Genomic DNA, 24,075 nt, shown 5'->3' with positions numbered 1-24,075 from the left:
GGCACGGTTGTTGGTGGCCTGCCATCAGGCGCAGGCCGAAGTGCTCTCCCAGGCGGCCTCCGTGGTCGTGCTCGGCGAGGTATGAAAGGGCATCCTGTGATGACCGAATTCGCCCGTTGGTTCAAGTCCTCGTACAGCAACAACGGCGGCACCTGCGTTGAGTGGGCCCCGATGCATGCGTCCGTCACTGGCGTGGTTCCCGTCCGTGACTCGAAGGACCCGGCCGGTCCGGTGCTCGCCGTAGCCACCCACGCGTTCACCTCCTTCGTGACGGGTGTCAAGTCCGGAGAGTTCGGCACCGTCTGAACGGTCGGTCCAGCGTGGCCCCACCGTGCCGGGCATGGTGGGGCTTCGTGCTGTTCGCGTGGTGAGGCCATCTCGAACGGAAAGCCTTCTGTGGCACGGTTGTTGGTGGCCTGCCATCAGGCGCAGGCCGAAGTGCTCTCCCAGGCGGCCTCCGTGGTCCTGCTCGGCGAGGTATGAAAGGGCACCCTGTGATGACCGACGCACTCTCCTCCCTCTGGTTCAAATCTTCCTATTGATCCGAAACGGTTCGCCTTCTGGGTTGTTGGTGGGGTGTGAGCGATCTGGTGGGTGACCCACGGCATCTGTCGCCGTCGGCGCAGGAGGCCCTGCGGCTGCGGGCGGTGGTCGCATTGGTGGCGGGCCGGGCGCGTGAGGACGTTGTGGCGGTGTTCGGGGTGTCGCTGAAGGCGGTCGACGGGTGGTGGGGCGAAGTGGTGGGCAGGCGGCCGGGAGGCATTGGTCATGCAGCCGCGGGGCAAGCCGGTCGGTGTCCATCAAGTGCTCGGGGAGGCTGAGCAGGCCGCCGTGCGGCAGGCTGTCCTCGATCACCGGCCCTGCGACAGGTGGCTGAGCGGGCAGTTGTGGACGCGTCGGCTGGTGAGTGAGCTGATCGCGAAACTGTAGGGGTGCGGCTGACCGAGCCGGGGGTGGGCAAGTACCTCAGGCAGTGGGGGCTGTCCTTGCGGCGTCCGGACAAGCGGGCCGTCGGGCAGGAGCCGGAGGCAGTGGCGCGCTGGCACCTTCGGCGGCCCACACGTCTGCTACACCCTGGACGAGAAACCCATGAGTTTTTGATCAACATGCGTGATTTCGGACTAAAGGATCTGCTCCGCAAAGCGGAAGCCGACACACTTGTCGTCCGGTACGGGTTCGAAACCAACGAGGGTCATTCAACGGGCCGTTGACGGGCGTCCACCCGTGGGCCACGATGATCGAGAACGGTTCGCCAAGTTTCTCGCAACGGAGGCAACGATGCGTGCACAGTTCCTCGGCAAGGACCCCGAGTCCCAGGAGGGGCAGTCGCCCACCCTCTTCGCCACTGACCGCACCGACCGGGTGACGTACATCGCCCAGGGCTGGAAGGTCACCGACCCCCAGGCGCTCGCAGATGTCGGGGACGTGCCCGACCACGAGACCCTGATCGAGATCCCGGAGGACGTGCTCAAGATGTACGTCCTCCGCTACCTGGAGCAGGAGGGTCTGCGCTGAGCCGCATCATCGAACCCGGCCCCGAGTTCGGCCAGCTCTTCCGCAGTTTCGAGCACACTGCCTTCCGGCTAGAGACGCGCGACATCTACAAGTCGGCCAACGAGGCCACGGCGCTTAACCAGTTCACGGCAGGTGAGCCGGTGGACATGGGCTGGTTCCAGAACTGGTTGAGCATGATCCGGGAGGCCACCGCGGCAGGCCGGCAGTTCTCACGTGTCCGAGTCGTAAGCGCGCCTCTCACCGACTACAGCCGGTTCGGCATCTTCTGCTCGGAGCACACCAACCAGGCCGGCGAGAACATCAGGTACTTGAGGCGCGACGACGCCTCCGGCCTGCCGGACTACGACTACTGGTTGTTCGACTCGTCCAAGCTGGTGCGGATGCACTTCGACGACGATGAGAACTTCCTGGGCGGCGAACTGATCGAAGACCCCGCCGGGATCGTGCAGCACAACTACTGGCGAGATGCGGCTTGGCACCGCGCCGTACGACGGGACGACTTTGCCACCGAAGCGAACGACCGGCATCACGAGCGTTCACGAAGCACGTGACGCACTCGGCAAGCGACTCCGCGAGCTCCGCACCGCCGCAGGACTGAGCGGGCGGGCGCTCGCGGAGTCGTTGTCGTGGCCACCCTCCAAGGTGTCGAAGCTGGAGAACGGCAAGCAGACGCCGACCGACGACGACGTACACGACTGGACGCGGGGGACCAACAGCGAGGGCGAGACGGAAGGGTTGCTCGCCTCGCTCCATACGCTTGAGGTACAGCACGCCGAGTGGCAACGACAGCTGCGCGTCGGCCTGAAGCCGCACCAACAAGAGGTCGCGGATATCAACGCCAAGACGCGGCTATTCCGGGCGTTCGAGTCCACCTTCATCCCCGGCCTGCTCCAGACCGCCGAGTACGCCCGCTACCGCTTCGCGCAGAGCATCACCGTGTTCAAGGTCCGCAACGACATTGACGAGGCGGTTGCCGCGCGGGTGCAGCGCCAAGACATCCTGTACCGGGCTGACAAGCGCTTCCACTTCGTGCTCACGGAGGCGGCTCTTCGGTATCGGCTGTGCCCACCGGAGATCATGCTCGGGCAGCTCGACCGTCTGGTCTCGCTGTCGGCCCTGCCCAACGTGCAGCTTGGCATCATCGGGTTCGAGACGGCCTATGTTGTCGCACCTGCGCACGGCTTCTGGTTGCTGGACAACGACCGCGCGATGGTCGAGACCTTTTCGGCCGAGCTGAACCTTGCCCAGCCGCAGGAGATCGCGCTGTACGGCGGCATCTTCGAGAGCTTGGCCGGAGTCGCCGGTTACGGCCGGAGTGTGCGGGCGATCATCAACCGGGTCATTGACGACCTTGCCCCGGAGCCCTTGGAAGATGGCGAGTGATTTCCTAGGCATTCGCTCGTCTGGGATATTTCGAGAAATACCAAGAAACTTTCTATTCACCACGGCCTTTCCTTTCTACCCTCCTGGTAGGGGCGCCGAACAGCGTCCATCCGCAAGGGACTTGGGAGTAGCCAGTGGCGACCCGCATTGCCCTGCTCAGCAGGGACCAGATCGACAAGCTTCCCGACCGCGCCCGTGAGGTCGTGGAGTACCGCAAGAGCGGCCTCAGCCTGAACCACATCCAGGGGTGCCCGCTGGACTGCGCGTACTGCATCCGGCACACCTACGGCCTGTGGGACCAGCGCGTACCGCGGGCGCTCATGTCCGACGCCCAGGCCGTGGAGAAGTTGGTGACCCACCGGTACTTCCAGCCGCACGTGACCCCGGTGCAGGTGTTCAACCGGGCCACCGACCCGTTCCTCCCGGTCGTCCGGCCGCACACCCTCGCCGTGCTGGAGGACCTGGACGAGCGCGAGCTGACCAACCACGTCCTCGTCATCACCAGACATCAGATGAAGCCCGAGGACGTCGAGCGGCTGAACCAGCTGCGTCACATCAAGCTGACGTTGCTGTTCACGTACAGCGGCATTGACAACAAGGAGATCGAGCCATACCCGTCTTCGGTGGCGGCTGATTCCCTGAAGCTCATGAGCAGGCCGGCGCGGCGCCGGTATCGCACAGTCCTCTATTGGCGTCCGCTAGTGCCCGGTCTTAACGACACGCCGGAACACCTGGACGCGGCCTACCAGCTCGCCCAGCACGCCGACGCCACGGTGTTCACCGGCCTGTTCTACCGGGGCGAGATCGCGGACTACTACATGGCCAACGGCCTGCCCGAGCCGTACGACGAGACCGCCCGGCGGAAGATCGTGCCGGAGACGCTGGAGGAGCGCATCCTCGCGGCGTTCGGCAACACCACTCCACTGTTCCGCAAGACCTCGTGCGCCGTCGCGTACGCGCACGGTCTGGCGGACTACAACGGGCATTACGGCATTGGGCCGGAGCTGTGCGACATCTGCCCGCTGAATCAGCTCGAACTCTGTCGGAACGCACACACTCGGCCGTCACCCGACCGAATCCGGGAGGTCTCCGCAAGCCTGCCCGAGGCCCGTGGTCTTGTGGTTGTGGACATCACCGAGCGGGCGGCCGTGGTGTCCGGCCTGGAGACCGAGCAGCCGCGCTACTACCTGCAACACGCCCTCGGCTTCCAGGTCCACGACGTGCACCACCCGCACCGTGAACGTCGGCACGGCCGTGCCGACATCGGCTGGAAGGGCGAGAAGCAAGATGACTGACTGGACGAGCCTGCACTTCGTGGTCGTGGACGTCGAGGGCAACGGCCAGCAGCCGCCCGACCTGGTGGAGTTGGCCGCTGTCCCCGTGGTCGGCGGTGTCATCGGGGAGCCCTTGAGCTGGCTGGTCAAGCCGGATGCCCCGATCAAGCACTTCGCCACCCGCATCCACGGCCTGACCAACAAGGACGTGGCCGGCTGCCCGTCGTTCGAGGCCATCACCGGCAACGTGCTCGCCGCCCTGGACGCTGACGCCCTCGTGGCGCACAACGCCCACGTCGACCTCGGTGTGCTGAGCCGCAAGCTCCCCGGCTGGGAATCGCCGGAGGTGTTCGACACGCTGAAGCTGGCGCGGCGGTTGGTGCCGGGCCTCGACAGCTACCGACTCGGGAACCTGGTCGAGGCGTACAGCCTGGACGAGGGACTGCCAGACGGCCTCAGCCCGCACCGGGCGACGTATGACGCCCTGGTCGCCGCGCGGTTGTTCGTACTGCTCGCCACCAAGGCCGCCAGCCTGGAGAACCTGCGTGGCCGACCTCCCGAGGAGGTTGACGAAGATGCTCTCTTCTGATCCGAACCGGGTCGGCCTCGGCTCCATGCAGCTCACCGGCCCTGGCCACTGGGGTGCGCCGGACGACCCGGCGCAGGCCATGCAGGTGCTCCGTGATGCGGTCGAAGCGGACGTGACGCACATCGACACCGCCGATGCCTACGGCCCATTCACCGCCGAGAAGTACATCCGCAAGGCGTTGCATCCCTACCCCGTGGGCTTGGTCATCGCCACCAAGGGCGGTCTCACTCGCCAAGGCCCGAACCAGTGGGCACCGTGTGGACGGCCGGAGTACCTGCGGCAGTGCGTCGAGATGAGCCTTCGGCGGCTCCAGGTCGAACGAATCCATCTCTACTACCTGCACCGCATCGACCCCGCCGTTCCCTTGGAAGACCAACTCGGCGTGCTGCGGGACATACAGGCCGAAGGGAAGATCGCCAATATCGGGCTGTCCAAGGTGACCTTGGAACAGCTCCGCACGGCCGGCGAACTGGTTGACGTTGCGGCCGTGCAGAACAAGTACAGCGTGTCCAACCGGGTGTGCGAGGAGGTTCTTCGCCACTGCGAACTCGCCGGTATCGCCTTTGTGCCGTACGCCCCGCTGGCATCAGGTCGGCTCGCCGAGCCTCACGGCGTCCTTCAAGAGCTGGCTACCCAGTACGGCGCGACACCTGCCCAGCTCGCGCTCGCCTGGCTGTTGCACCGATCACCCGTAATGGCGCCGATCCCCGGAACCAGTTCCAGTGCACGTCTCCGCGAGAACCTGGCAGCCCGTCAGATTAGCCTCATTCCTGAAGCCATGACCGCTATCGAACTGTCGGTCACCGGCCACAAGTCGGGAGGGGGCAACGATGAGCCTCAGACCCCTTTCTGACCACCAGCGCGGCCTGTTCGTCAGCGTCGACGGGCCGAGCGGCGCCGGGAAGTCCACGATCGTCCAGCACCTCGCGCAACTTCTGGTGGCTGCTGGCGAAGAGGTCCACGTCACGGCCGAGCCGAGCACCGGCCCCATCGGCACGCTGTGTCGGCAGCTGACTGAGACGACCACCGGTCACGCCCTCGCCTGCTTGTACGCGGCCGACCGCTACCAGCACCTTGCAGCCGAAGTCCGGCCCAACACCGAGGCCGGCCGCGTCGTGCTGAGCGACAGGTATGTCCCGTCAGGTCTGGTGATGCAGCGGTTCGACGGCATTGATCCGGCCTTCCTCTGGGAGCTCAACGCCGAGGCTGACCGGCCCGACCTCGCCGTCATCCTGGAAGCCGACCCCGAAGTCATCTCGGAACGGCTCCAGGAGCGCGGGCCGCACAACCGTTTCCAGCTCTCGCCGGGCAGTTCGCACGCTGAGACCCACTTCTACCGGCAGGCCACCGAGCGGCTGATTCAGGCGGGCTTCGACGTGCTGCGGGTCGACGTGAACAAGCGACCTCCCGAGCAGTCCGCAGCGCTGATCCGCGACCGGCTGCTGACCTTCTTCGCTCCGGCTGCCGGGTGAGCGGGCATGGTCGAGACGGTCACCGCGCCCGAGGCGAATGGCGAAGTCGAAGCACCTCACCAGCTCGCCACTGTGGTTCTGAACGAGCACACCGACGACAACGGCCTGTGTGTGGTGTGTGGCTCTATTTATCCCGTGCGAGCGAGCAGTGCTCGCGGAGCACGACCTCGCGCTCTGAGGAGCTGCCACCCAGCCGGCCGGACGCGACGGCGAGCCCTGTGCCCGTCGCCGGTCTGGTCCCAACGTGGGAGATGACCGTGAAGCCCTTGATCTATGGCTATATGCGGGTAGCCAGCGATGCGCCAGACGACCAGCTTGACGAACTTGAGCGCGCAATGCGGCGCTTCGCGGAGAACGAGAGCTCTCTCCTATGCCACGACGTTCTGCAAGCACCAGGATGGCTCACAAGTACGGCTACGACTCCTCCGGCCGCGTCGAGACGGTCACCACACCTACGACCATCGCGACCGCATCACCACCGTTTCCTCCACCAACCAGACCGTCCACTACACCTATGACGACGACGGCAACTGCCTCGGGTTCAGCCCGGTGAACCGGGCTATCCAGCAGGGTTCCGACGCCGCGATCACGCGAGGCGTCACAGGATCATCGCGCCTACGGTCGACAGCTTGAAGGTCGGACCGGCCTCAGAACTCAAACCACAAGTCGATGTTCGGGTGAACCCGTTCACGCAGACAGTCTGAGTGTGAATACGCATGCTGCCGCACGGCGCCGCCTCGCACTGGGTCAACCGCACCCAGCCTGAGCTCGGTCGCTGCCCCGTCCTGGTCGAGATCGATGACCTGATAGCAGAAGCAGCAGGTGGGGTTCGGAATCAACGATGCCCTCTCATGTCGCCGAGACAACAGCGCCGCAGCGCCGTTCCGCGGACCCTACGTCGAACAGGGGCGCCGATAGCGGGACAACCCTTTAGACGTGGGCTCGGAGGGTTTCGTCGAGCCAGTCGTACATGTGCTGGTGGAGGGTCGAGCGGCCGCCGTAGCCGCAGTGTTCACCGGCGCCCTCCGTCTCGGGGAGGGTGATCAAGGTGCTCGGGCTTTTGAGGGCCTGGTGCATGCGGAGTGGTTCGCCGTTGAAGGCGAAGTCGTTGTCCGGGTCGAAGATGAGGGCCTGGGTGGTGATCTGCTGGGCGACGCCCTCAAGGGTGTAGGGGCGGGAGCGGCGCACGTAGTCGGGGATGGAGTCGGCGCCGAAGGTCCAGACGCCGTTGCGCAGAGCCCAGCGCAGGGATGTATTGCGTGTCAGGGCCAGCGGCAGGACCTGCTCGACTTCTTCGTCGCGGCCGTCCAGTGCCCACTGCAGCAGCCACGGCGGGACCAGCCGGGTGGTGGCGTCGTAGTAGCTGTAGATGCCGCCGTCCAGTACGAGGGCCGCGGCGCGGTGCTCGAAGGCGGCGGCGCGGGCGACCAGGTGGCCGCCGAAGCTGTAGCCGTGCAGCGCGATGCGGTCGGGGTCGATCTCCGGTCGGGTGAGGGCGTGGTCGACGACAGGGGTGAGGACCGCTTCCCAGTCGGGGCGGAAGAAGAGGTGCTGCTCGCGCAGGGCGGCGCCCTGTCCGGGGCCGTCGTAGGCGAGGCAGTTGTAGCCGCGGCGCAGGGCGGCCGCCGCGACGGCGAAGTACGACTCTTCCAGGACCGAGTCGAAACCGCTGGTGAAGATGACGGTGGGGCGCGGGGTCGCGGAGTCGTCGACCAGGAAGAGGTAGCCGGGCAGGGTCGTGTTCTCGTAAGGGATCGCGACTGGCTCGACCGGGGTGTCCAGGTGGGTGGCGGCCGTGGCGAACGTGCTGCGCGCCAGGCGTGAGAGCTCTTTGGCCCGGTCATCGTCGAAGGGGTTGTCGCGGAGGTAGAACTCGGCGGTGCGGTAGTAGTTCGATGCCCTCAACAGGGCTTCGCGAGCGCTGACTCGGTGGCCGGCGGCCAGAGCCTTCTCGCCCAGGGCGTGGACGCGGGCGGCGGTGGCGCGCCACTGCTGGTACCAGGCGTCCTCATCGCCGTCGGGGACGGCACGGGCAGTGACGATGATCTCCCCGAGATCGGCGCCGCCGTAGGGGGCGAAGGAGGCGGTGCGCAGGGTCTCGAAAGCGAAGGACTCGTCGTCGAAGAGGAACTTCATGGCTGTCTCCCATCATCCATTGTCGAGACGGTACGGTTCCGTCTCGCTTCGAGTGTGACCGTACCCTTCGATTACCCGAGACGCAACCGTTCCGTCTTGGGTATGCTTTCGGTCATGAGCCGATCAGCCCCAGCCCGCCCTCCGGGCGGCCCGGTCCTGCAGGACACCGTCACCGACGCACTCCGTACCGCCTTCTTCGAGGAACTCGCCGAAGTCGGCTACGGGAAACTCTCCTTGGAAGCCGTCGCCCGCCGCGCCGGCACGGGCAAGGCCGCCATCTACCGGCGCTGGCCGTCCAAGGAGGCCACGGCCGTCGACCTCGTCGTCCAGGTCTCGGTGACCGCCGCCGACACCCCCGACACCGGCAGCCTGCGCGGCGACGTACTGGCCTACCTCACCAAGACCGACCAGGCACTGCGCCACCCGCTGGTCTCCCGCATCCTGCCCGATCTGCTCGCCGCCCGTGCCTACCACCCGGGCATCGCCGCCACGCTGGGCGAACGCATCGGCGAAGAGCGCCGCGAAAAGGTCGGCACGATCCTGCGCCGGGCCGTCGAGCGCGGCGAACTGCCCGCCGACACCGACCTGGACCTCGGCCTCGACTTCCTGGCGGGCCCGCTGTACTGGGCCACCGTGGTCCGGCAGGCCCCCACCGACCCGGACCTCCTCGCCCGTATGACAGACAAGGTCATCGCCGCCCTCGCCGCATAGCTCAACCGATCCCCATCAGCGAGCGGGGTGACCTGGGAAAGTGGTCGGCGGCCTTCTCCGTACGGCCGCACAGCACGCGTCACGGGGAGGGAGGGTGTGATGGGCTGCGAGGGGTACGAGGCACTGGCCCGACCCCGACCGACGCCCGACCCCGATCCACGCCCCGCCCGATGTACGGAGGACGACCGATGACGAGACCCGGCCGGTGGCGCTGGCTCCTTCCCGCGCTGGCTGTGGTGGTGTGGCTGCTGGTCGGCGGGACGACCGGGCCGTTCGCCGGGAAGCTCGGCCAGGTCGCCACCAACGACCAGGCCGCCTTCCTTCCCGAGAGCGCCGAGTCCACCAGGGTCAATGAGCTCCAGCGGGAGTTCCAGAAGGAACAGACGGTGCCCGTCATCATCGTCTGGGTCGGCGATTCCGGCAGGATCACCGACGCGCAGCGCGAGCGGGCGGACCGGGCACTCCAGGCCGCGGCGAAGGTCGAGGGAGCGACGGGCCTGGCCAGTCCCGCCGTCCCGTCCAAGGACGGCCGGGCCCTGCAAGGCGTCGTACCGCTGAAGAGCGACCTGGGCGAGGACATGGGCACGGCGGTGGACGCCGTCCGGGCCGCCGCCGACCGCGTACCGGACACCGAGGTCCGACTGTCCGGCCCGGCGGCCACCCAGGCCGATCTGTCGGAGGCGTTCGCCGGGATCGACGGGCTGCTCCTCGGGGTGGCGCTGGGCGTGGTCCTGTTGATCCTGTTGGTGGTGTACCGCAGCGTGCTGTTGCCGCTGACCGTGATCCTGACGGCTGTGTTCGCGCTGGCGGTGGCCTCCGCCGTGGTCTACGCGCTGGCCGACCGCGATGTCGTACGCGTCGACGGACAGGTGCGGGGCATCCTGTTCATCCTGGTCATCGGCGCGGCCACCGACTACGCGCTCCTGCTGACCGCGCGCTTCCGTGAGGAGCTGGCGGCGGGTCAGGACCGGTTCGCCGCGATGCGGGTGGCCTGGCGCCGCTCGGTCGGCGCGATCACCGCCAGCGCCGCCACGGTCGCCCTGGCGCTGCTGGCCCTGCTCGTCAGCGACCTCACCAACAACCGTTCACTCGGGCCGGTCGGCGCGATCGGGGTCGTGTGCGCGGTGATCGCCGCGTTGACGTTCCTGCCCGCCGTACTCGTACTGCTGGGTCGCGCCGCCTACTGGCCCGCCCGCCTCACCCCCGGGAAGACCGCCGGGACCGAGCAGGCGGAGCGGGCCGTACGGGCCGAGCAGGCGGAGAGGGACGGAGGAAGCGAGCAGGGGGAGCCGGGCGGGCGAGGGCTGTGGCCGCGGGTCGCCGCGCTGGTGGACCGCCGTCCTCGACGCATCTGGATCACCACCCTGGTGGCCTTGGCCGCCTGCGCCGCCTTCTCGCCCCTGCTCAAGGCGCAGGGCGTGCCGCTGGACGAGATCTTCATCAACGACGCCCGCTCGGTCGCCGGTCAGCGGGCCCTCGCCGAGCACTTCCCGGCCGGCGCGGGCAACCCCGCCGTCGTCATCGCCCGCGCGGACCACGCTCAGCAGGTGCTCAAGGCGACCCGGGACACGGACGGGGTCGCCGACGCGGCCACTGTCGGCGAGGACGGCCGCCCCGGTGGCGGCAGGCCCGCCGTGGTCGACGGCCAGGTACGCATCGACGCGACGCTCACCGCCGCCTCGGACAGCGACGCGGCCAAGGCGACGATTCCCCGGCTGCGGCAGGCCGTCCACTCCGTCGACGGGGCGGACGCGCGTGTCGGCGGGTACACCGCCCAGCAGTACGACACACAGCGCACCGCGTCCCACGACCGCACCCTGATCATCCCGCTGGTCCTGGCGATCATCCTGCTGATCCTGATCGCCCTGCTGCGCAGCCTGTTCCTGCCGGTGCTGCTGGTGGGCAGTGTGGCCCTGAACTATCTGGCCACGCTCGGAGTGACGGCCCTGGTCTTCACCTACGGCTTCGGGTTCTCCGGCACCGACGCCTCCGTACCGCTGTACGGGTTCGTCTTCCTGGTGGCGCTCGGCGTGGACTACAACATCTTCCTGATGACCCGCGTCCGCGAGGAGGCCCGTCGGCACGGCACCCGCGCCGGGGTCCTGACCGGTCTGACCGCGACCGGTGGAGTCATCACCTCCGCCGGTGTCGTCCTGGCCGCGACCTTCGCCGCGCTGGTCGTGATTCCGCTCGCGTTCATGGCGCAGATCGCGTTTATCGTCGCCTTCGGTGTGCTGCTCGACACACTCGTGGTGCGTTCGCTGCTCGTCCCGGCGCTCGTCCGCCACATCGGCCCGGCCGTCTGGTGGCCCAACCGCATCGACGGCGACCGCTGACCCAGCGACCGCTGACCCGGCGACCGCTGACCCGACGGCCGGGCGGCCCGGCGGCCGGGCAGAGGGGCAGATGGTCGGGCGGGGCAGCGGTCGGGCGGGGCAGCGGCCGGGCGATCGGGCGGGCGCTGGGCAGGCCGTCCGCCCGGGGCCGGTGAGGGATGTCTCGCCCGCGTACCGCACGTACATACTGGACGTATGCGGGTGTTTCGGTCCCCCGTCGAGGCGTCCGCGGACTGTCCTCGTCACGCCCGCCACGGAGGGGGACGGCCCGTAGGCGTACGGTTGGTCGCAAGTCTGTTGTGGAGAGATATGGGAGGCGCCCTAGTGGACGCGGGACTCAAGCGTGAGCTGGAGCAGAAGGTCCGCGCGGGGGAGCGGCTGACTCGTGAGGACGGCATCGCCCTCTACGAATCGGACGATCTGGCGTGGCTCGGCGGCCTCGCCCACGAGGTGCGGACGCGTAAGAACGGTGACGTCGTCCACTTCAACGTGAACCGCCACCTCAACATGACCAACGTGTGCACCGCGTCGTGCGCGTACTGCTCGTTCCAGCGCAAGCCGGGCGAGAAGGACGCGTACACCATGCGCATCGAGGAGGCCGTCCGGCTCGCGAAGGCGATGGAGGGCGAGAACCTGACCGAGCTGCACATCGTCAACGGTCTGCACCCCACCCTCCCGTGGCGCTACTACCCGCGCTCGCTCAGCGCGCTGAAGGAAGCCCTGCCGCAGGTCTCGCTGAAGGCGTTCACGGCCACCGAGATCCACCACTTCGAGACGATCTCCGGGCTCTCCGCCTCCGACATCCTCGACGAGCTGATCGAAGCCGGCCTGGAGTCGCTGACCGGCGGTGGCGCGGAGATCTTCGACTGGGAGGTCCGCCAGCACATCGTCGACCACAACACCCACTGGGAGGACTGGTCGCGCATCCACCGGCTCGCGCACGAGAAGGGTCTGAAGACCCCGGCGACGATGCTGTACGGGCACATCGAGGAGCCCAGGCACCGCGTCGACCATGTGCTGCGGCTGCGTGAACTCCAGGACGAGACCGGCGGTTTCCAGGTCTTCATCCCGCTGCGCTACCAGCACGACTTCGTGGACATGAAGGACGGCAAGATCCGCAACCGGCTCCAGGCGCGTACGACGATGGCGACCGGCGCCGAGGCGCTGAAGACGTTCGCGGTCTCCCGGCTGCTGTTCGACAACGTCCCGCACGTGAAGGTCTTCTGGGTGATGCACGGTGTGCAGACCGCTCAACTGGCGCTCCAGCACGGCGCGGACGACATGGACGGCTCGGTCGTCGAGTACAAGATCACGCACGACGCGGACAACTACGGCACGCCGAACAAGCTGGGCCGCGAGGACCTGCTGGACCTGATCCGCGACGCGGGCTTCCGGCCGGTCGAGCGGAACACCCGGTACGAGATCATCCGTGAGTACCCGGGCCCGGACGAGGAGCGCCGCGAGTCGCCGCAGCCGATGCGGGTCTGAGGTCGGCGCGGGCGGCCGTCGATATCCGCGCCGCCTGCGGCGACTCGCGGCGCCTGCGGTGTCCGCGACGCGTGCGATGTCCGCGGCGTCCGCGAAGCTCGCGCCGCCCGTTCCGCAGGCTCCGTCAGCTCTGTCGCTGCATCCGTTTGACCTCAGGGAAAGCCCCGGCCGTCCACGGCCGGGGCTTTCCCCTGTGTACAGGTGGTACGTCCGGGGGCTGCCGCACCCCGCTGACCTGGAGCCGTCCCGACGCAAACGATCGGCTGCTGCCGTCTCCCTGCTCGTCCGCGTCAACGCGATCACCGCGAACAACCCACAGTGACGACTGCGGTTTGCGCCACTGTGACCGTCCCCTGAACCGCGCCGACGCAGCCTGGGTCTGCCACTCATCTCGCAAACGCGGCTTTCAGGACAAGAATCATGTTCGTCTGACAAATACCTCTACGAGGCGAATCGTTCCGCCGTGGGAACGTCTTGTGTGGCGTCTCCCAGCGGAAAGGAGCCAGCAAGATGGCCGACTGGAAGTAGGTCAGCGGTGCGCTGGTCCAGATACCGGCCGGGCCCGGAATCAACGTGCGGAGCGCCGGCCAGGCCGGGAACACCCACCGCCGTACCGGGGGACTGCCCGGCTGATCCCGAACCCTCTTCGCAACAGTCAACGCGTTCCGTGCCGGACATCAGGCGGCGCGCTCCCCGCGCCGGGCTTCGTAAAGGAGTATCTGTGATCTCGAAAACCAAGAGGACCGTCTGTTCCATGGCCATGGCCCTCGTCGCGGCGGCCGGCTTCACCGTCAGCGTGCCGAGCGGCACCGCCTTCGCCATCGACCACGTCCAATGCGTCGGCGGCGAGAACTTCCTGAAGATCTGGTCGCACCTCAACGGCCGCGAGAGCGTCGACTGTTACGCGAACGGCGGGAAGACCGACTTCGGCGGGTGGTGGGTCGACCGGATCTCCACGGGTAACAACGACCTGATCTATTACGACGCCAACGGTGACTCGGTGAAGATCGCGCGCTGGCACGACATCACCTTCCCGAACCGCCCACCGAAGGTCGTCGCCATCCAGATCGTGTGAGGACCTGACATCCGGCTGCCGGTGAGCGAGCTGGTCACGCTCTTGTGGGCGTGGCCGGCATCGGCATGCGAAGCAGCGCGGGCATGCGACGCAGTGCGTGTCGGCTCGGAAACAGGCTTGCGAAGGGCGGCGGGGTAAGAGCTAGTCTGCGGTAATGGCACTTACATTTGAGTTCGACCCCACCTTCGACCGGACCTTGCGGGACGGCATCGTCGCGCTCTGGACGGACGTCTCCAACGCGGGCGGCGCCGTGGGCTTCGTGCCGCCCGTCACCGTCGACGAGGTCCGGCCCGAACTGGTCAAGCACCTCGCCGCGATCGCCGAGGGCCGCACCCGTCTGCTCGTCGGACGCGACGAGGCGGGATCGGTCGCCGCCACGGCGTTTCTCACCCTCAACTCGCACCGGCTGATGACCCATTGGCTCTGGCTGTACACCGTGATGGTCCACCCCGGCCACCAGGGCAAGGGCGCCGGGCGCGCCCTGATGGCCGCGGCGGCCGATGCCGCGCGGAGTCTCGACGGCATCGAGGCCGTCCGGCTCGCCTGCCGTGGTGGCACGGGCGCCGACCGCTTCTACGCCGCGTGCGGCTACAAGGAGGTGGGCCGGGTGCCGGGCGCCATCCGGGTCGCCGAGGGGGACGACCGCGACGACGTGATCATGCTGCTGGAGCTGCACTGACCTCGACCGTCGTGGCCTCGGTTCCGCCGTCCTCGGCGAGGCGGTCCACCGCCGGTCGGAGCGCCGGTCGTCCGCCTGCGCGGCAGTCGCGGCAGTGGCCGGGTTCGGGCGCGCGGAAGGGGCGGTCGCAGCCTTCGCAGTCCTGGAACGGGTCGGGGCGGGGAGGTGAGGGCGTGGGTGTCGTGGGTGTCATGGGTTTCGGGAGCGCGGGGGGCAACTGCGCGGCGAGCCGGTGGGCGAGAAAGCCCGCCGGGTGTTTCAGGGGCTCGGGAAGGCTTCCGGTCAGGGCGTGGCGCACGGCGTCGGGGCCGGTGCCGCGTTCCAGCCAGGTGGCGACGGCGGGGGCGAGACGGTGTACGTCGCGCTCCGCCAGGACCAGTCGGGGTTCGTATCGGCGCAGGTCGGCGAGCAGATCGGCGGCGGTGCGGTGGAGTGGGGGACCACCGGGGATGTGCGGCTCGGACCGGGGCTTCGGGGGCGGGGGCGGAGAGGCGGGCGCGGCTGGGCTTGATGGAGCGGGAGTGGGCATGGGCAGGGAAGTGGGAGCGGGCGTGGCTACGGGGCAGGGCTCGGGGTCGGACTTGGGTGTCTCGGGCTGTACTGGTGTATCGGCGACGGTCGGCCGTTTCCGCTCGGTGGCCGGAGCGGCCGCCGGGTCGGGCGCCTGTGAGGGACGCGCTGGTGCCGGGGTGGGCGTCGGGCGGGCGGCGGCGGTGCTCGGCTGGTTGTACGACACGGTCCGTGTGACGACCCGGCCGCTGGGCAGCCGGTCGCGGGTACGGCTCAGGTAGCCGTGTGTCTCCAGTTCGCGCAGGGCGGCGGCGATGCGGGTCTCGCTCTCCGGGTAGCGCTCGGCGAGGACCTTGATGCCGACCTTCGCCCCGGCGGGCAGCGACTGGATGTGGACGGCGAGTCCGACCGCCACGAGCGACAGCTCACGGTGTTGCGCGAGGTGGTTGCCGATGACCGTGTAGCGGTTGGCGTGGCGGGAGTTGGCGTGGACGACACCGGAGGGGATGACGGCGCGGCGAATGCCCGAGGAGGGTCGCGGAGGCGCGCTAGAGTGCTGGGAAGCCATGGGGAAGGTTCTGCTTCCTGGTGGTCAGGCCCTCGATCGGGATGTGCGTCCCGGCCGGGGGCTGTTTCATGTTCTGGACGTTGTCGCGGTGAGCATATGTACAGGAACCCGGCCCTGCGCCAGTCGAGTTGCCCGCTTTCACCCATGTGGGTGACGGAGTGTGACGGGAGGCTGGAGGGGTTGGGAGGGGTTGGTTTTCCCGGGGCATTTAAAGCCCTTGATGTCGTGGATTCCCGCGACGCGGTCTGCCGGGTCGCGGGAATCCACGTCCTGGTTCGCCGGGTCGCGGTCCACCGGGTCGTGGCCTGCCGCGTTCCGGTGGGCGCGTGAGGAAGGGTGGGCGGATCTCGTCGCGTACGCGTGCGGCTACCGTGGGTGCACGGCGTAGGTCAGATGCGTCACCCGCGACGACGGCTCCGAACGGACCGGCTCCAGCGCGACCCTGGACGCGTCCACGCCGTCGAACAGACGAATCCCGGAGCCGAACAGCACGGGTGACAGCGCGATCGAGAACTCGTCGATCAGGCCCGCGTTCACGTACTCCAGGATCGTCGCGCCGCCGCCCGCGATGCGGACGTCCCGGTCGCCGGCGGCCTCGCGGGCCAGGTCGAGCGCGGTCTCGATGCCGTCGTTGACGAAGTGGAAGGTGGTTCCACCCGACCGCTCCCAGGGGTCACGCTTCTCGTGCGTCACGACGAAGACCGGCGTGTGGAACGGAGCATCCTCCGGCCACGCCTGCTCACCGGCGTCGAACATGCGCTTGCCCATCACGCTCGCGCCGGTGCGCTCGAACGTCTCCCGCGCGATGTCGTTGTCGCGCCCTTCCTCGCCGCCCTCGCCGAGCTTCAGGTTCTCCCGGAAGAACCGCAACGGGAAGATCCACTGCTGGAGTTCCATCCACTGCTGCCCCATCAATTCCTCCGGGGACTCGGGCGCGATGAACCCGTCCAGCGACATCGACACGCTGAAGAACGCCTTCCCGGCCATCAGCCCTCCGCTCCCTTCCGAACGATCTCGGTGACGTACGTGGCCAGGTTGCTCAGGGTCTGCCGGCCGGCCTCGATCGCGTGGTACTTCTCGACCGCCTCGTCGCGCAGTTCCCTGGTGGGGAACACCGTGCGCATCTCGATCCGGGTCGCCGCGCCGTCGGGCGCGAACGTGAGGACCGACTCGAAGGCGTTCGGGTCGTCGCGGGACTCACCGTGGAGGAATTCGATCCGCTCCGGCGGGGTGAGCCCGGTCCAGGAGATCCACTCCTGGTAGTCCGTCCCGTCCGGTCCGTGCATCACGAAGACCCATTCCCCGCCGACGCGGAACTCGAATGCCCGCGTGGTGGTGGTGAACCCCTCCGGCCCCCACCACCGCGACAGGTGCCGCACCTCGGTGAACGCCTCGAACACCAGCTCCCGCGGGGCGTCGACGACCCGCGAGATGACGACCTCCCGGTCGGTCGTCGCGGACTGCGCCGACGTGTCCCGTTCTGCCGCTGCCATAGGTCACTCCTCCTGCTTTGTCTGCTTGAGGTCCTGCACGTATGCGTCCAGCCGGTCGAAGCTCTCGGTCCAGAACCGCTCGAACCCGCCGGTCCACTCGTGGACCGGTCGCAGCCCGCGGGCGTCAAGGCCGTACAGGCGCTGTTTGCCCACCTTGCGGTCCCGCACCAGCCCGACCTCCCGGAGCACCCGCAGGTGTTTGGACGCCCCCGGCTGGGCCATCCCCAGCTCCTGGGCCACCTCGGTCACCGACCGCTCACCCGCCCGCAGCAGCAGCAGGATGTCCCGGCGCTGCGGCTCGGCGATCGCGTTGAAGACGTCCGACGTCGTCGCTGCTCGTGCCATGACAGCCATCATATTCCCTTATCGGAATACATCAAGCCGGTCGGGAATCGGGTGGGTCCTGCCGGATGGCGATCGCCCGTCGCACGCACCCCGGGGCTTCGATCCACAAGTCAGCCGAGCATTACTCCTTGGCAAGTCGGCGGAGACGCAATAGAGTGCTGCTTCATTATGAAGAACGTACATAACTCTCCGTCCTCTGTCGATCGCGATCCCGACGGCAGCCTCTTCGACCCCCGGGTGAGGTCCGCCATGGCCCAATTCACCGCAGGAGAAGGCACTCTCGCCCACGAAGCCGCAGGAGCGGTCCGCAGCGCCGCCCACGCCGTCGAACGACTCCGAAGCCGTGGTGCCGAGGGGCGTGGGATGAGCGCGGGAGCGCTCGACCTCCTGATCCGTCTGAGCGCGGGGCCCGATGACGGGATCAGCATCGGCGCGCTCGCCCAGGCCGCCGGGGTGAGTTCACGCAATGTCACCGGGCTGGTCGACACCCTCGAACGCGGCGGACTGGCCGAGCGGGTCGCCGACCCGCATGACCGCCGATCGGTCCTGGCCCGGATCACACCCGCCGGGCTGGCCTGGCTGGAGGCGTTCCGCCGACCCGCCCAGGTGGCCATGGCGTCGGTCTTCCGCGGATTCACGCCCGCCGAGCTGACCCAGTTGCGGCACCTGTGCCTACGCCTTGTCGAGAACCAGGAGCGGATCGAGCAGTACCTGAGCCAGGCGGACGGTACGAACGCTCCTGCGTGAACCGGGGCCGAGACCACCCGCCCTTCCCGGTGCGTATACGGTCGCCCCGGCCGGCCGGGGCTCAGCGCACGCACCGGGGCTCGGGTGGCGGCTACGCGGTCGTGAGGGTTCCGCCCCCGCGCGTACCGCTGCTCGTACGGGCTGCCGGAAGTGTGCCGTCGCCGACGAGCCCGGTGACCGCCTCGGAGTGTTCGCGGATCAGATAGTCCATGGCGTGCTGCGTCGTCGACTCGTACTCCAGCTGCTCACCGTAGAAGCGCAGCCGCTCCTGGCAGTCCTCGATGATCTCGCCCCAGGTGCGTACCCAGATCCGGTACGCGGGCTGGGCGACGGCGCACCCGGGCAGCCGGTCCGGCTGGTGGGCCAGCTGGCGGAGACCGTCGTCCATGGTGTTGCCCACCAGCCAGAAGTCCCAGGCCACCTTGGTCTCCCGGAATCTGTCGTCGTTCATGACTGCTTGGGCGTAGCTGTTCACCTGCGCGAACTCGGTCATTCCGAGGGCGACGCTCGACCTCTTGAGTTCGACCACGAGGTGGTGGCGTTCCCCCTTCCGGTGCCGGGCGGCCCGGGACAACATCAGGTCGACGCGTCCCTGGCGTCCGTCCTCACGCAGTACGGGTGTCGGTGTCGGCGTCTCCCGTCCGAGCAATCGACAGTGCTGCTTCAGGACCTCGTTGAGACTGCGGTCACTGACATGCAGTCCGTACTCCTCACCGAACACCCAGCATTCGCTCTCCAGGATGCGGTGCAGTTCGTCCCTCTCCTTGACCCGCCGCTTGGCGGCCGTGTCGAAGACGAGGTGCTCCAGGGCTGTGAGGAAATCCAGCCGGCTCGTCGCTGCCGTTGACGCCTTGATGAGTGACGACAGAGGGGTGCGGTCGAGCAGTCGGCTGAGCTCTTCCTGCTCCTGTTTGGAGAGCGCGAACAACTCCTCCACGATTCGCAGGACGTCGGCGGGTTCGTGGGACAACACCGACCGCAGGAGGGCGAAGGTCGTTCTGCGGGTCTTCCTGACCTGGGGCAGGTGCCGAATGACGGTGGTCGCCACGGCATCGAACGTCTCACGTTCCGCGCGTTCCTGGTTGCTGCCCGGGTCCCCCTGGTACGGGTAGATGCCGTCCGAGCGCCACTCGTCGACCAGTTCCTGTCGCCGCTCGTCGGCGCGGGACCGGAAGTGGGTACGCATCTGTTCACGGGCCCGCGCCACCACCTCGGCGGCGGTTCCGTCCGGTGCCCAGTCGGCGTAGGTGAGGTCTCCCGTTTCTTCGGCTTCGAAGCCGGGCCAGGAGAGGTAGGCCGTGAAGTGGAAACCCGGGGCCTGGATCTCGGGCCTGAGGTGGGCGAGGGACATACCGCGTTCGTCGCACAGAATCAGGGCACGGGTGACAGGACGCTTCCATTCGATGAGCTTCAGTTGTGCCGAGCCGTGCGGACCGGCCGAGGTCACCGCGATCTCGTAGGTGGCGATGCGCAGCTGCTCCGACGACGGGTCGAGTCTCTGGCCGTCGTACTCGATGCGGATGTCCGGGTACGCCTCCAGGTGCAGTGCGAAGGACGCGGTGAGGGTGGCGGTGGCGGTGGACTCGGTGAGCCTCTGCAGTTCTTCACCACCCAGTGCCTCGAACACCGTGCCGGTCGGGTAATCCGCCGACTCATGCTCGCTGACGTCGAACTCGTCCATGGAACTTCGGTCCGACTCGATCACCACACGGCGCGGACCACCAAGACCGGCGCTCACGCTGGTCCAGCGCACCTCCCTGCCGAGTGCGAACGCGCGGACGCGTCCGCGCCCGTTCTTGCCGTGCAGCGCTCGCTTCTTCAACGGGCTGGTCTGCGCACGTTTCTTCCAGGAGACGCCGATGAGCCCGAAGTACTCGTCACAGCGGTCGGCGGCGATGCCCGTGCCGTCGTCGGAGACGATGACACGTTCCACGCCTCCGAGGTCATTGCGCTCAAGCTCCACGACGACCTGCTCCGCGTCGGCGTCCAGCGCATTCCAGATCAGCTCTTCGACGGCCCCCACCGGATTGCGCAGCCGCGCGAGTTCCGCGACATGGTCCCTGCCGATCGTCAATCGCAGTCTCACCACGGACTGGATTCCTCCCTTGTCGCTTCTCATGCGGCCCCATGCGGCGATGGGGAAAGACCGCCGGTCCCTCACCGATGGACGGGCCGTTCCCCACCGGTGGACGGCCCGTTCCCACCGGTGGCGGTTCTGTGCTCAACTCGCCGGCCGCTGATCGGTCACTCGTGACGGCCGAAGGCGGCAGCGCGCTCATGATCTGCGGGGTAGGCACTGACGCCTTCCTCCGGACAGTGTGCGCTCCGCCTCATGCGCCGGATGGGCGGGGCGGTCGTGCTCCTCGGTGCCGCCGAGTATGTGTCCGGCTGTGTCCGGCCCAGCGAACCGAACGAATTCGGGGCATGCTTCACTGGTTGGACGGGACCGAAGGACTGTCGTACGTAGAGAGAGGGCCAGCCGTGTCCGCTGCCAAGCCGAGCGCAACGATCCGGTACACCATCATGCGCCTGAGCATCTTCGTCGGCTGCTTCGTCGTCATCGGCGTCGCCGTCCGCTACGGCCTGCTCCCCTCCGGGTACGGCGGCGGTGGCGCCAATTTCGCCTGGGTCGCCCTCCTCGCCCTGGTCGTCTCCGCGCCGCTCAGCTACGTACTGCTGCGTCGCCAGCGCGACGAGATGTCCGAGCAGATCGTCACCAAGGTGGACCACGCCAAGGCGCGCCTGGAGGCCAACCGCACGCGCGAGGACAGCGTCGCCTAGGGCCTGTCCCGAGTCCGGACCGCGGGGGCCGTCGGCAGTCGTCGGCGTACCCCCAGCCTCTTGTCAGACACCGCTGTTACGTTGACGTGAGGATCTTGGTTCGACCTCTGGAGAGGGCGTATGTACGAAGAACGGCTCGTCGAGTTCTCCCGCGAACGGCTGGACGGCCGTCCGATACCTGACGGTCTGCGCGTGCTGCTGGTGGCGCAGTGGGAAGGCCGCACCGACTTCACCCGCCTTCTCGGCCTCGACTTCTTCGAGGCGGGAGAGGTCCACCCGCTCCTGGACACCAGCTATCTGAGCGAGAAGGAACTCGCGGACCCGGAGATGCAGGCCGCCAACGCCGCAGCCGCGGAGATGGCCGAGTACGTCAAGCTCGTGGCGAAGGGCGGCAAGGGGTGGATCGGCTACTGGCTGCACCCCGGCGAACCCGCGGACCGTGCCTGGCGCCTCCTGGAGCTGGACACCGAGTTCTCCTTCTGGAGGCTGGTCGGCCTCACCCTGGCCGAGGGGGCCGCTGCCGAGCAGGCAAGCTACCAGGACGAGCCCGACGAGCGAATCGCGTTCCGCCAACTGGCCACCGAACTCGCCGAGCTCGGCCTGCCGTTGAGCACCCATGACTACGACGCCCTTGATGACACCGAGTACAGGGTGGACCCGGAGAAACTCATGGAGGAGCTGGTCGAAGCGGAGCGCGAGAAGCGCGGTCTTCGCTGAGCGGGATACGCCGGCGTCTTGTCGTCGGCCACGGCGCCGGGCGGGGCCGGGCGGGGCGGGGTCGGGCCCGGTGCGCGCGTCGGGGGTTTCCCTGGAGTCTCGGGTAAGCGCCGCGTAAGGAAGCTCACACCCCGTACCGCATACCCGACGCGCATCACCCCCGGCCGGAGCAACACCCGCTCCCGCACCGGGGTTTCGGTGTTTCATGGGTCGGTTTCGGGTGATCTTGGTCGCTACTCCGGGAGCGATTACCGGCCGGTACTCAAAGGGCACCTTTGAGATCCCCAAAGTTCAAGTGTTAACGTATTGGGCATGAAGACAGCAGCGCGCCTCCGCAACGCCCCGGGCATCCCGCTCGTGGCGCGCCTGCACGTCGACCTCTGCCGCTGCATGTCCGCGGTCTGTTGTCGCTGTTGCCGCAGCATCTGAGCACTCGACCGGCATCACGCAGCGGTGTCGCCCGACACGGGCCGCCCGCACCTCCGTCCCCCTCCCCATCGTCGTACGGCGCCTCCGTGCGCCCTGACGCGTCCACGTCTGGAGTGTGTCCGTGTCCGCGAATTCCGCGTCCACCAGCGCCGCCACCGATGAGTCGGCCGGCCCCGATGAGTCGGCCGGCTCCGGTTCAGGATCGGGTAACGGTTTCCGTTCCCGTATACCCAGCGTTCCGTTCTGGGCCCAGATCGTCGCCGGTCTGGTGCTCGGTGTGCTGCTCGGCTGGCTCGCCCGCAGCCAGGACATCAGCTGGCTCTACACCACGCTCGACAAGATCGGCCACATCTTCATCCAGCTCCTCAAGCTGGCTGTCGCGCCGCTCGTCTTCTTCGCGATCCTGGTGTCGATCACCAACCTGCGCAAGGTCAACAACGCCGCCCGGCTGGCCACCCGTACGCTGCTCTGGTTCATGATCACCTCCCTGATCGCGGTCGCCATCGGCCTCGCGATCGGCCTGATCACCAACCCGGGCTCCGGCACCGGTCTCACCCCCAAGGACGGCGCCAAGCCCGAACACTCCGGGTCCTGGCTCGACTTCCTGACCGGGATCATCCCGAAGGACGTCATCAGCCCGTTCACCGAGCTGAACGTCCTCCAGATCGTCTTCATGGCCGCCGTCGCCGGTATCGCCGCCCTTCAGCTCGGCAAGCGGGCCGAGCCGATCCTCACCCTCAGCGAGTCCGTTCTGGAACTTCTCCAGAAGGCCCTGTGGTGGGTCATCCGCCTCGCCCCCATCGGCACCATCGGCCTCATCGGCTACGCGATCGCCGACTACGGCTGGGACCTGATCGGCAAGTACGCGACCTTCACCGCCGACGTCTACATCGGCTGCGCGCTGGTGATGTTCGGGGTGTACCCGCTGCTGCTCGCCACCGTCGCCAAGGTCAGCCCGCTCCAGTTCTTCAAGGGCGCCTGGCCCGCGATCCAGCTGGGCTTCGTCTCCCGCTCCTCCGTCGGCACGATGCCCGTCACGCAGCGCGTCACCGAACGGCTGGGCGTTCCGAAGGAGTACGCGTCCTTCGCGGTGCCGTTCGGCTCCACCACGAAGATGGACGGTTGCGCCGCGATCTACCCGGCGCTGGCGGCGATCTTCATCGCGCAGATCTTCGACGTGCAGCTCGGGATCGGTGACTACCTGCTGATCGCGTTCGTCTCGGTGATCGGCTCGGCGGCCACCGCCGGTCTGACCGGGGCGACGGTCATGCTGACCCTCACCCTGTCGACCCTGGGTCTACCGCTGGAGGGTGTCGGTCTGCTGATGGCCATCGACCCGATCCTCGACATGATGCGTACCGCCACGAACGTGGCCGGACAGGCGCTGGTCCCGGTGATCGTCTCCGCCCGCGAGAAGATCCTCGACCACGACGCGTACAACTCGGCCTCGTCCTCGCCGATCGACGAGGAGGCGCGCTCCGAGGAGATCACGCGCGAGGAGCGGGTGCCGGTCGCCGCGTAGTTTCCCGCGATGCGCGCGCCCGTGCGCCCGCGCGCATCGCGTCATGGATGCCCCTGGTCCTTCGGGATCGGGGGCATTCCTGCGTGTCCGGCCCAGATCCTCGTGGAAGTCCTCGGCGTACTTGCCTGTGTTCGTCTCGTCCCTCGGCTCGTCCCCGCCGAGGACGCCATCGCCGCCGTCAGAGCGGCACCTCCGGCATTCAGTCCCCGCAACGGGAGGGTACGGGGGAGTGGCGGGAACGAGGGAATGCCATCTTTCGGCCAGGCGGACCCGCTTGGTCGTCCCTTGGGTGAGGATATGTGCCG

The 24,075-nt window shown here is 68.0% G+C and carries 23 protein-coding genes and 1 pseudogene; 18 read left to right on the top strand and 6 right to left on the bottom strand.

Annotation, left to right across the window (positions count from 1 at the left end):
* Positions 1-99 precede the first annotated feature (99 nt).
* From PZB75_RS12000 to tmk, 9 genes and pseudogenes are all read left to right on the top strand, one after another.
* Positions 100-306, top strand: a complete 207-nt coding sequence (locus PZB75_RS12000; protein WP_275535297.1) for a DUF397 domain-containing protein — start codon at positions 100-102, stop codon at positions 304-306.
* Positions 307-638: 332 nt separating this feature from the next.
* Positions 639-1,046: pseudogene (locus tag PZB75_RS11995) on the top strand (winged helix-turn-helix domain-containing protein); the annotation flags it as partial.
* A 232-nt stretch (positions 1,047-1,278) separates the two neighbouring features.
* On the top strand, positions 1,279-1,515 hold the full coding sequence (locus PZB75_RS11990) for a hypothetical protein (protein ID WP_275535296.1): 237 nt from the start codon (positions 1,279-1,281) through the stop codon (positions 1,513-1,515).
* A complete protein-coding gene (locus tag PZB75_RS11985) occupies positions 1,512-2,066 on the top strand; it encodes a DUF6879 family protein (protein ID WP_343286278.1) in 555 nt (184 codons plus the stop codon). Before PZB75_RS11990 ends, PZB75_RS11985 begins: the two co-directional genes overlap by 4 nt.
* Positions 1,981-2,898 (top strand): helix-turn-helix transcriptional regulator, encoded by a 918-nt coding sequence (locus PZB75_RS11980; protein ID WP_275535294.1) that lies wholly within the window; start codon positions 1,981-1,983, stop codon positions 2,896-2,898. Before PZB75_RS11985 ends, PZB75_RS11980 begins: the two co-directional genes overlap by 86 nt.
* A 134-nt stretch (positions 2,899-3,032) precedes the next feature.
* Positions 3,033-4,193: a radical SAM protein gene (locus tag PZB75_RS11975; protein WP_275535293.1), complete on the top strand. Its 1,161-nt coding sequence runs from the start codon at positions 3,033-3,035 to the stop codon at positions 4,191-4,193.
* Positions 4,186-4,761, top strand: a complete 576-nt coding sequence (locus PZB75_RS11970; protein ID WP_275535292.1) for a 3'-5' exonuclease — start codon at positions 4,186-4,188, stop codon at positions 4,759-4,761. Before PZB75_RS11975 ends, PZB75_RS11970 begins: the two co-directional genes overlap by 8 nt.
* Positions 4,748-5,614: an aldo/keto reductase gene (locus PZB75_RS11965; RefSeq protein WP_275535291.1), complete on the top strand. Its 867-nt coding sequence runs from the start codon at positions 4,748-4,750 to the stop codon at positions 5,612-5,614. Before PZB75_RS11970 ends, PZB75_RS11965 begins: the two co-directional genes overlap by 14 nt.
* Positions 5,592-6,233: a dTMP kinase gene (tmk, locus tag PZB75_RS11960; protein WP_275535290.1), complete on the top strand. Its 642-nt coding sequence runs from the start codon at positions 5,592-5,594 to the stop codon at positions 6,231-6,233. The genes PZB75_RS11965 and tmk overlap by 23 nt, the downstream gene beginning before the upstream one ends.
* 930 nt (positions 6,234-7,163) lie before the next feature.
* Here the strand turns inward: tmk and PZB75_RS11955 are convergent.
* Positions 7,164-8,369, bottom strand: a complete 1,206-nt coding sequence (locus tag PZB75_RS11955; RefSeq protein ID WP_275535289.1) for an alpha/beta fold hydrolase — start codon at positions 8,367-8,369, stop codon at positions 7,164-7,166.
* Between the two features lie 114 nt (positions 8,370-8,483).
* Here PZB75_RS11955 and PZB75_RS11950 point away from each other — a divergent pair, with 114 nt between their 5' ends.
* The 5 genes from PZB75_RS11950 (at position 8,484) to PZB75_RS11930 (ending at position 14,658) form a co-directional block, all read left to right on the top strand.
* Complete coding sequence (locus PZB75_RS11950; protein ID WP_275535288.1) at positions 8,484-9,080, top strand: TetR/AcrR family transcriptional regulator; 597 nt, start codon at positions 8,484-8,486, stop codon at positions 9,078-9,080.
* 188 nt (positions 9,081-9,268) lie between these two features.
* Positions 9,269-11,416: an MMPL family transporter gene (locus tag PZB75_RS11945; RefSeq protein WP_275535287.1), complete on the top strand. Its 2,148-nt coding sequence runs from the start codon at positions 9,269-9,271 to the stop codon at positions 11,414-11,416.
* Between the two features lie 324 nt (positions 11,417-11,740).
* Positions 11,741-12,904, top strand: a complete 1,164-nt coding sequence (gene mqnE / locus PZB75_RS11940) for an aminofutalosine synthase MqnE (protein WP_275538679.1) — start codon at positions 11,741-11,743, stop codon at positions 12,902-12,904.
* Positions 12,905-13,625: 721 nt separating this feature from the next.
* Entirely contained in the window at positions 13,626-13,979 is a 354-nt protein-coding gene (locus tag PZB75_RS11935; RefSeq protein WP_275535286.1) for a beta/gamma crystallin domain-containing protein, read from the top strand.
* Positions 13,980-14,133: 154 nt separating this feature from the next.
* The gene (locus PZB75_RS11930) at positions 14,134-14,658 is read left to right on the top strand and encodes a GNAT family N-acetyltransferase (RefSeq protein WP_275535285.1); all 525 of its coding nucleotides are present in this window, start codon (positions 14,134-14,136) and stop codon (positions 14,656-14,658) included.
* On the opposite strand, the gene PZB75_RS11925 is transcribed toward PZB75_RS11930, so the two are convergent.
* From PZB75_RS11925 to PZB75_RS11910, 4 genes are all read right to left on the bottom strand, one after another.
* On the bottom strand, positions 14,636-15,736 hold the full coding sequence (locus PZB75_RS11925; RefSeq protein WP_275535284.1) for a helix-turn-helix domain-containing protein: 1,101 nt from the start codon (positions 15,734-15,736) through the stop codon (positions 14,636-14,638). The genes PZB75_RS11930 and PZB75_RS11925 overlap by 23 nt on opposite strands.
* A 366-nt stretch (positions 15,737-16,102) precedes the next feature.
* Positions 16,103-16,723: a dihydrofolate reductase family protein gene (locus PZB75_RS11920; protein ID WP_275535283.1), complete on the bottom strand. Its 621-nt coding sequence runs from the start codon at positions 16,721-16,723 to the stop codon at positions 16,103-16,105.
* Entirely contained in the window at positions 16,723-17,229 is a 507-nt protein-coding gene (locus tag PZB75_RS11915) for an SRPBCC family protein (protein ID WP_275535282.1), read from the bottom strand. Before PZB75_RS11915 ends, PZB75_RS11920 begins: the two co-directional genes overlap by 1 nt.
* 3 nt (positions 17,230-17,232) lie before the next feature.
* A complete protein-coding gene (locus PZB75_RS11910) occupies positions 17,233-17,574 on the bottom strand; it encodes a metalloregulator ArsR/SmtB family transcription factor (protein WP_275535281.1) in 342 nt (113 codons plus the stop codon).
* Positions 17,575-17,937: 363 nt separating this feature from the next.
* Between PZB75_RS11910 and PZB75_RS11905 the strand changes: the two genes are divergently transcribed.
* Complete coding sequence (locus tag PZB75_RS11905; RefSeq protein WP_275535280.1) at positions 17,938-18,321, top strand: MarR family transcriptional regulator; 384 nt, start codon at positions 17,938-17,940, stop codon at positions 18,319-18,321.
* 91 nt (positions 18,322-18,412) lie between these two features.
* Here PZB75_RS11905 and PZB75_RS11900 read toward each other — a convergent pair whose 3' ends face one another.
* On the bottom strand, positions 18,413-20,440 hold the full coding sequence (locus tag PZB75_RS11900) for an ATP-binding protein (RefSeq protein ID WP_275535279.1): 2,028 nt from the start codon (positions 20,438-20,440) through the stop codon (positions 18,413-18,415).
* A 362-nt stretch (positions 20,441-20,802) separates the two neighbouring features.
* On the opposite strand from PZB75_RS11900, the gene PZB75_RS11895 reads away from it, so the two are divergent.
* The 3 genes from PZB75_RS11895 (at position 20,803) to PZB75_RS11885 (ending at position 23,770) form a co-directional block, all read left to right on the top strand.
* Positions 20,803-21,102 carry a DUF4229 domain-containing protein gene (locus tag PZB75_RS11895; RefSeq protein WP_275535278.1) on the top strand — a complete coding sequence of 100 codons (300 nt, stop codon included), beginning with the start codon at positions 20,803-20,805 and terminating at the stop codon, positions 21,100-21,102.
* 120 nt (positions 21,103-21,222) lie between these two features.
* Complete coding sequence (locus PZB75_RS11890) at positions 21,223-21,819, top strand: hypothetical protein (protein ID WP_275535277.1); 597 nt, start codon at positions 21,223-21,225, stop codon at positions 21,817-21,819.
* A 655-nt stretch (positions 21,820-22,474) separates the two neighbouring features.
* Positions 22,475-23,770, top strand: a complete 1,296-nt coding sequence (locus tag PZB75_RS11885; protein WP_275538678.1) for a dicarboxylate/amino acid:cation symporter — start codon at positions 22,475-22,477, stop codon at positions 23,768-23,770.
* Positions 23,771-24,075 lie beyond the last annotated feature (305 nt).

It is taken from the genome of Streptomyces sp. AM 4-1-1 (assembly GCF_029167625.1).
In the GTDB taxonomy this organism is placed as follows: domain Bacteria; phylum Actinomycetota; class Actinomycetes; order Streptomycetales; family Streptomycetaceae; genus Streptomyces.
The sequence above is the reverse complement of the archived record's forward strand: the minus strand, read 5'-3'. Positions and strand labels throughout refer to the sequence as shown.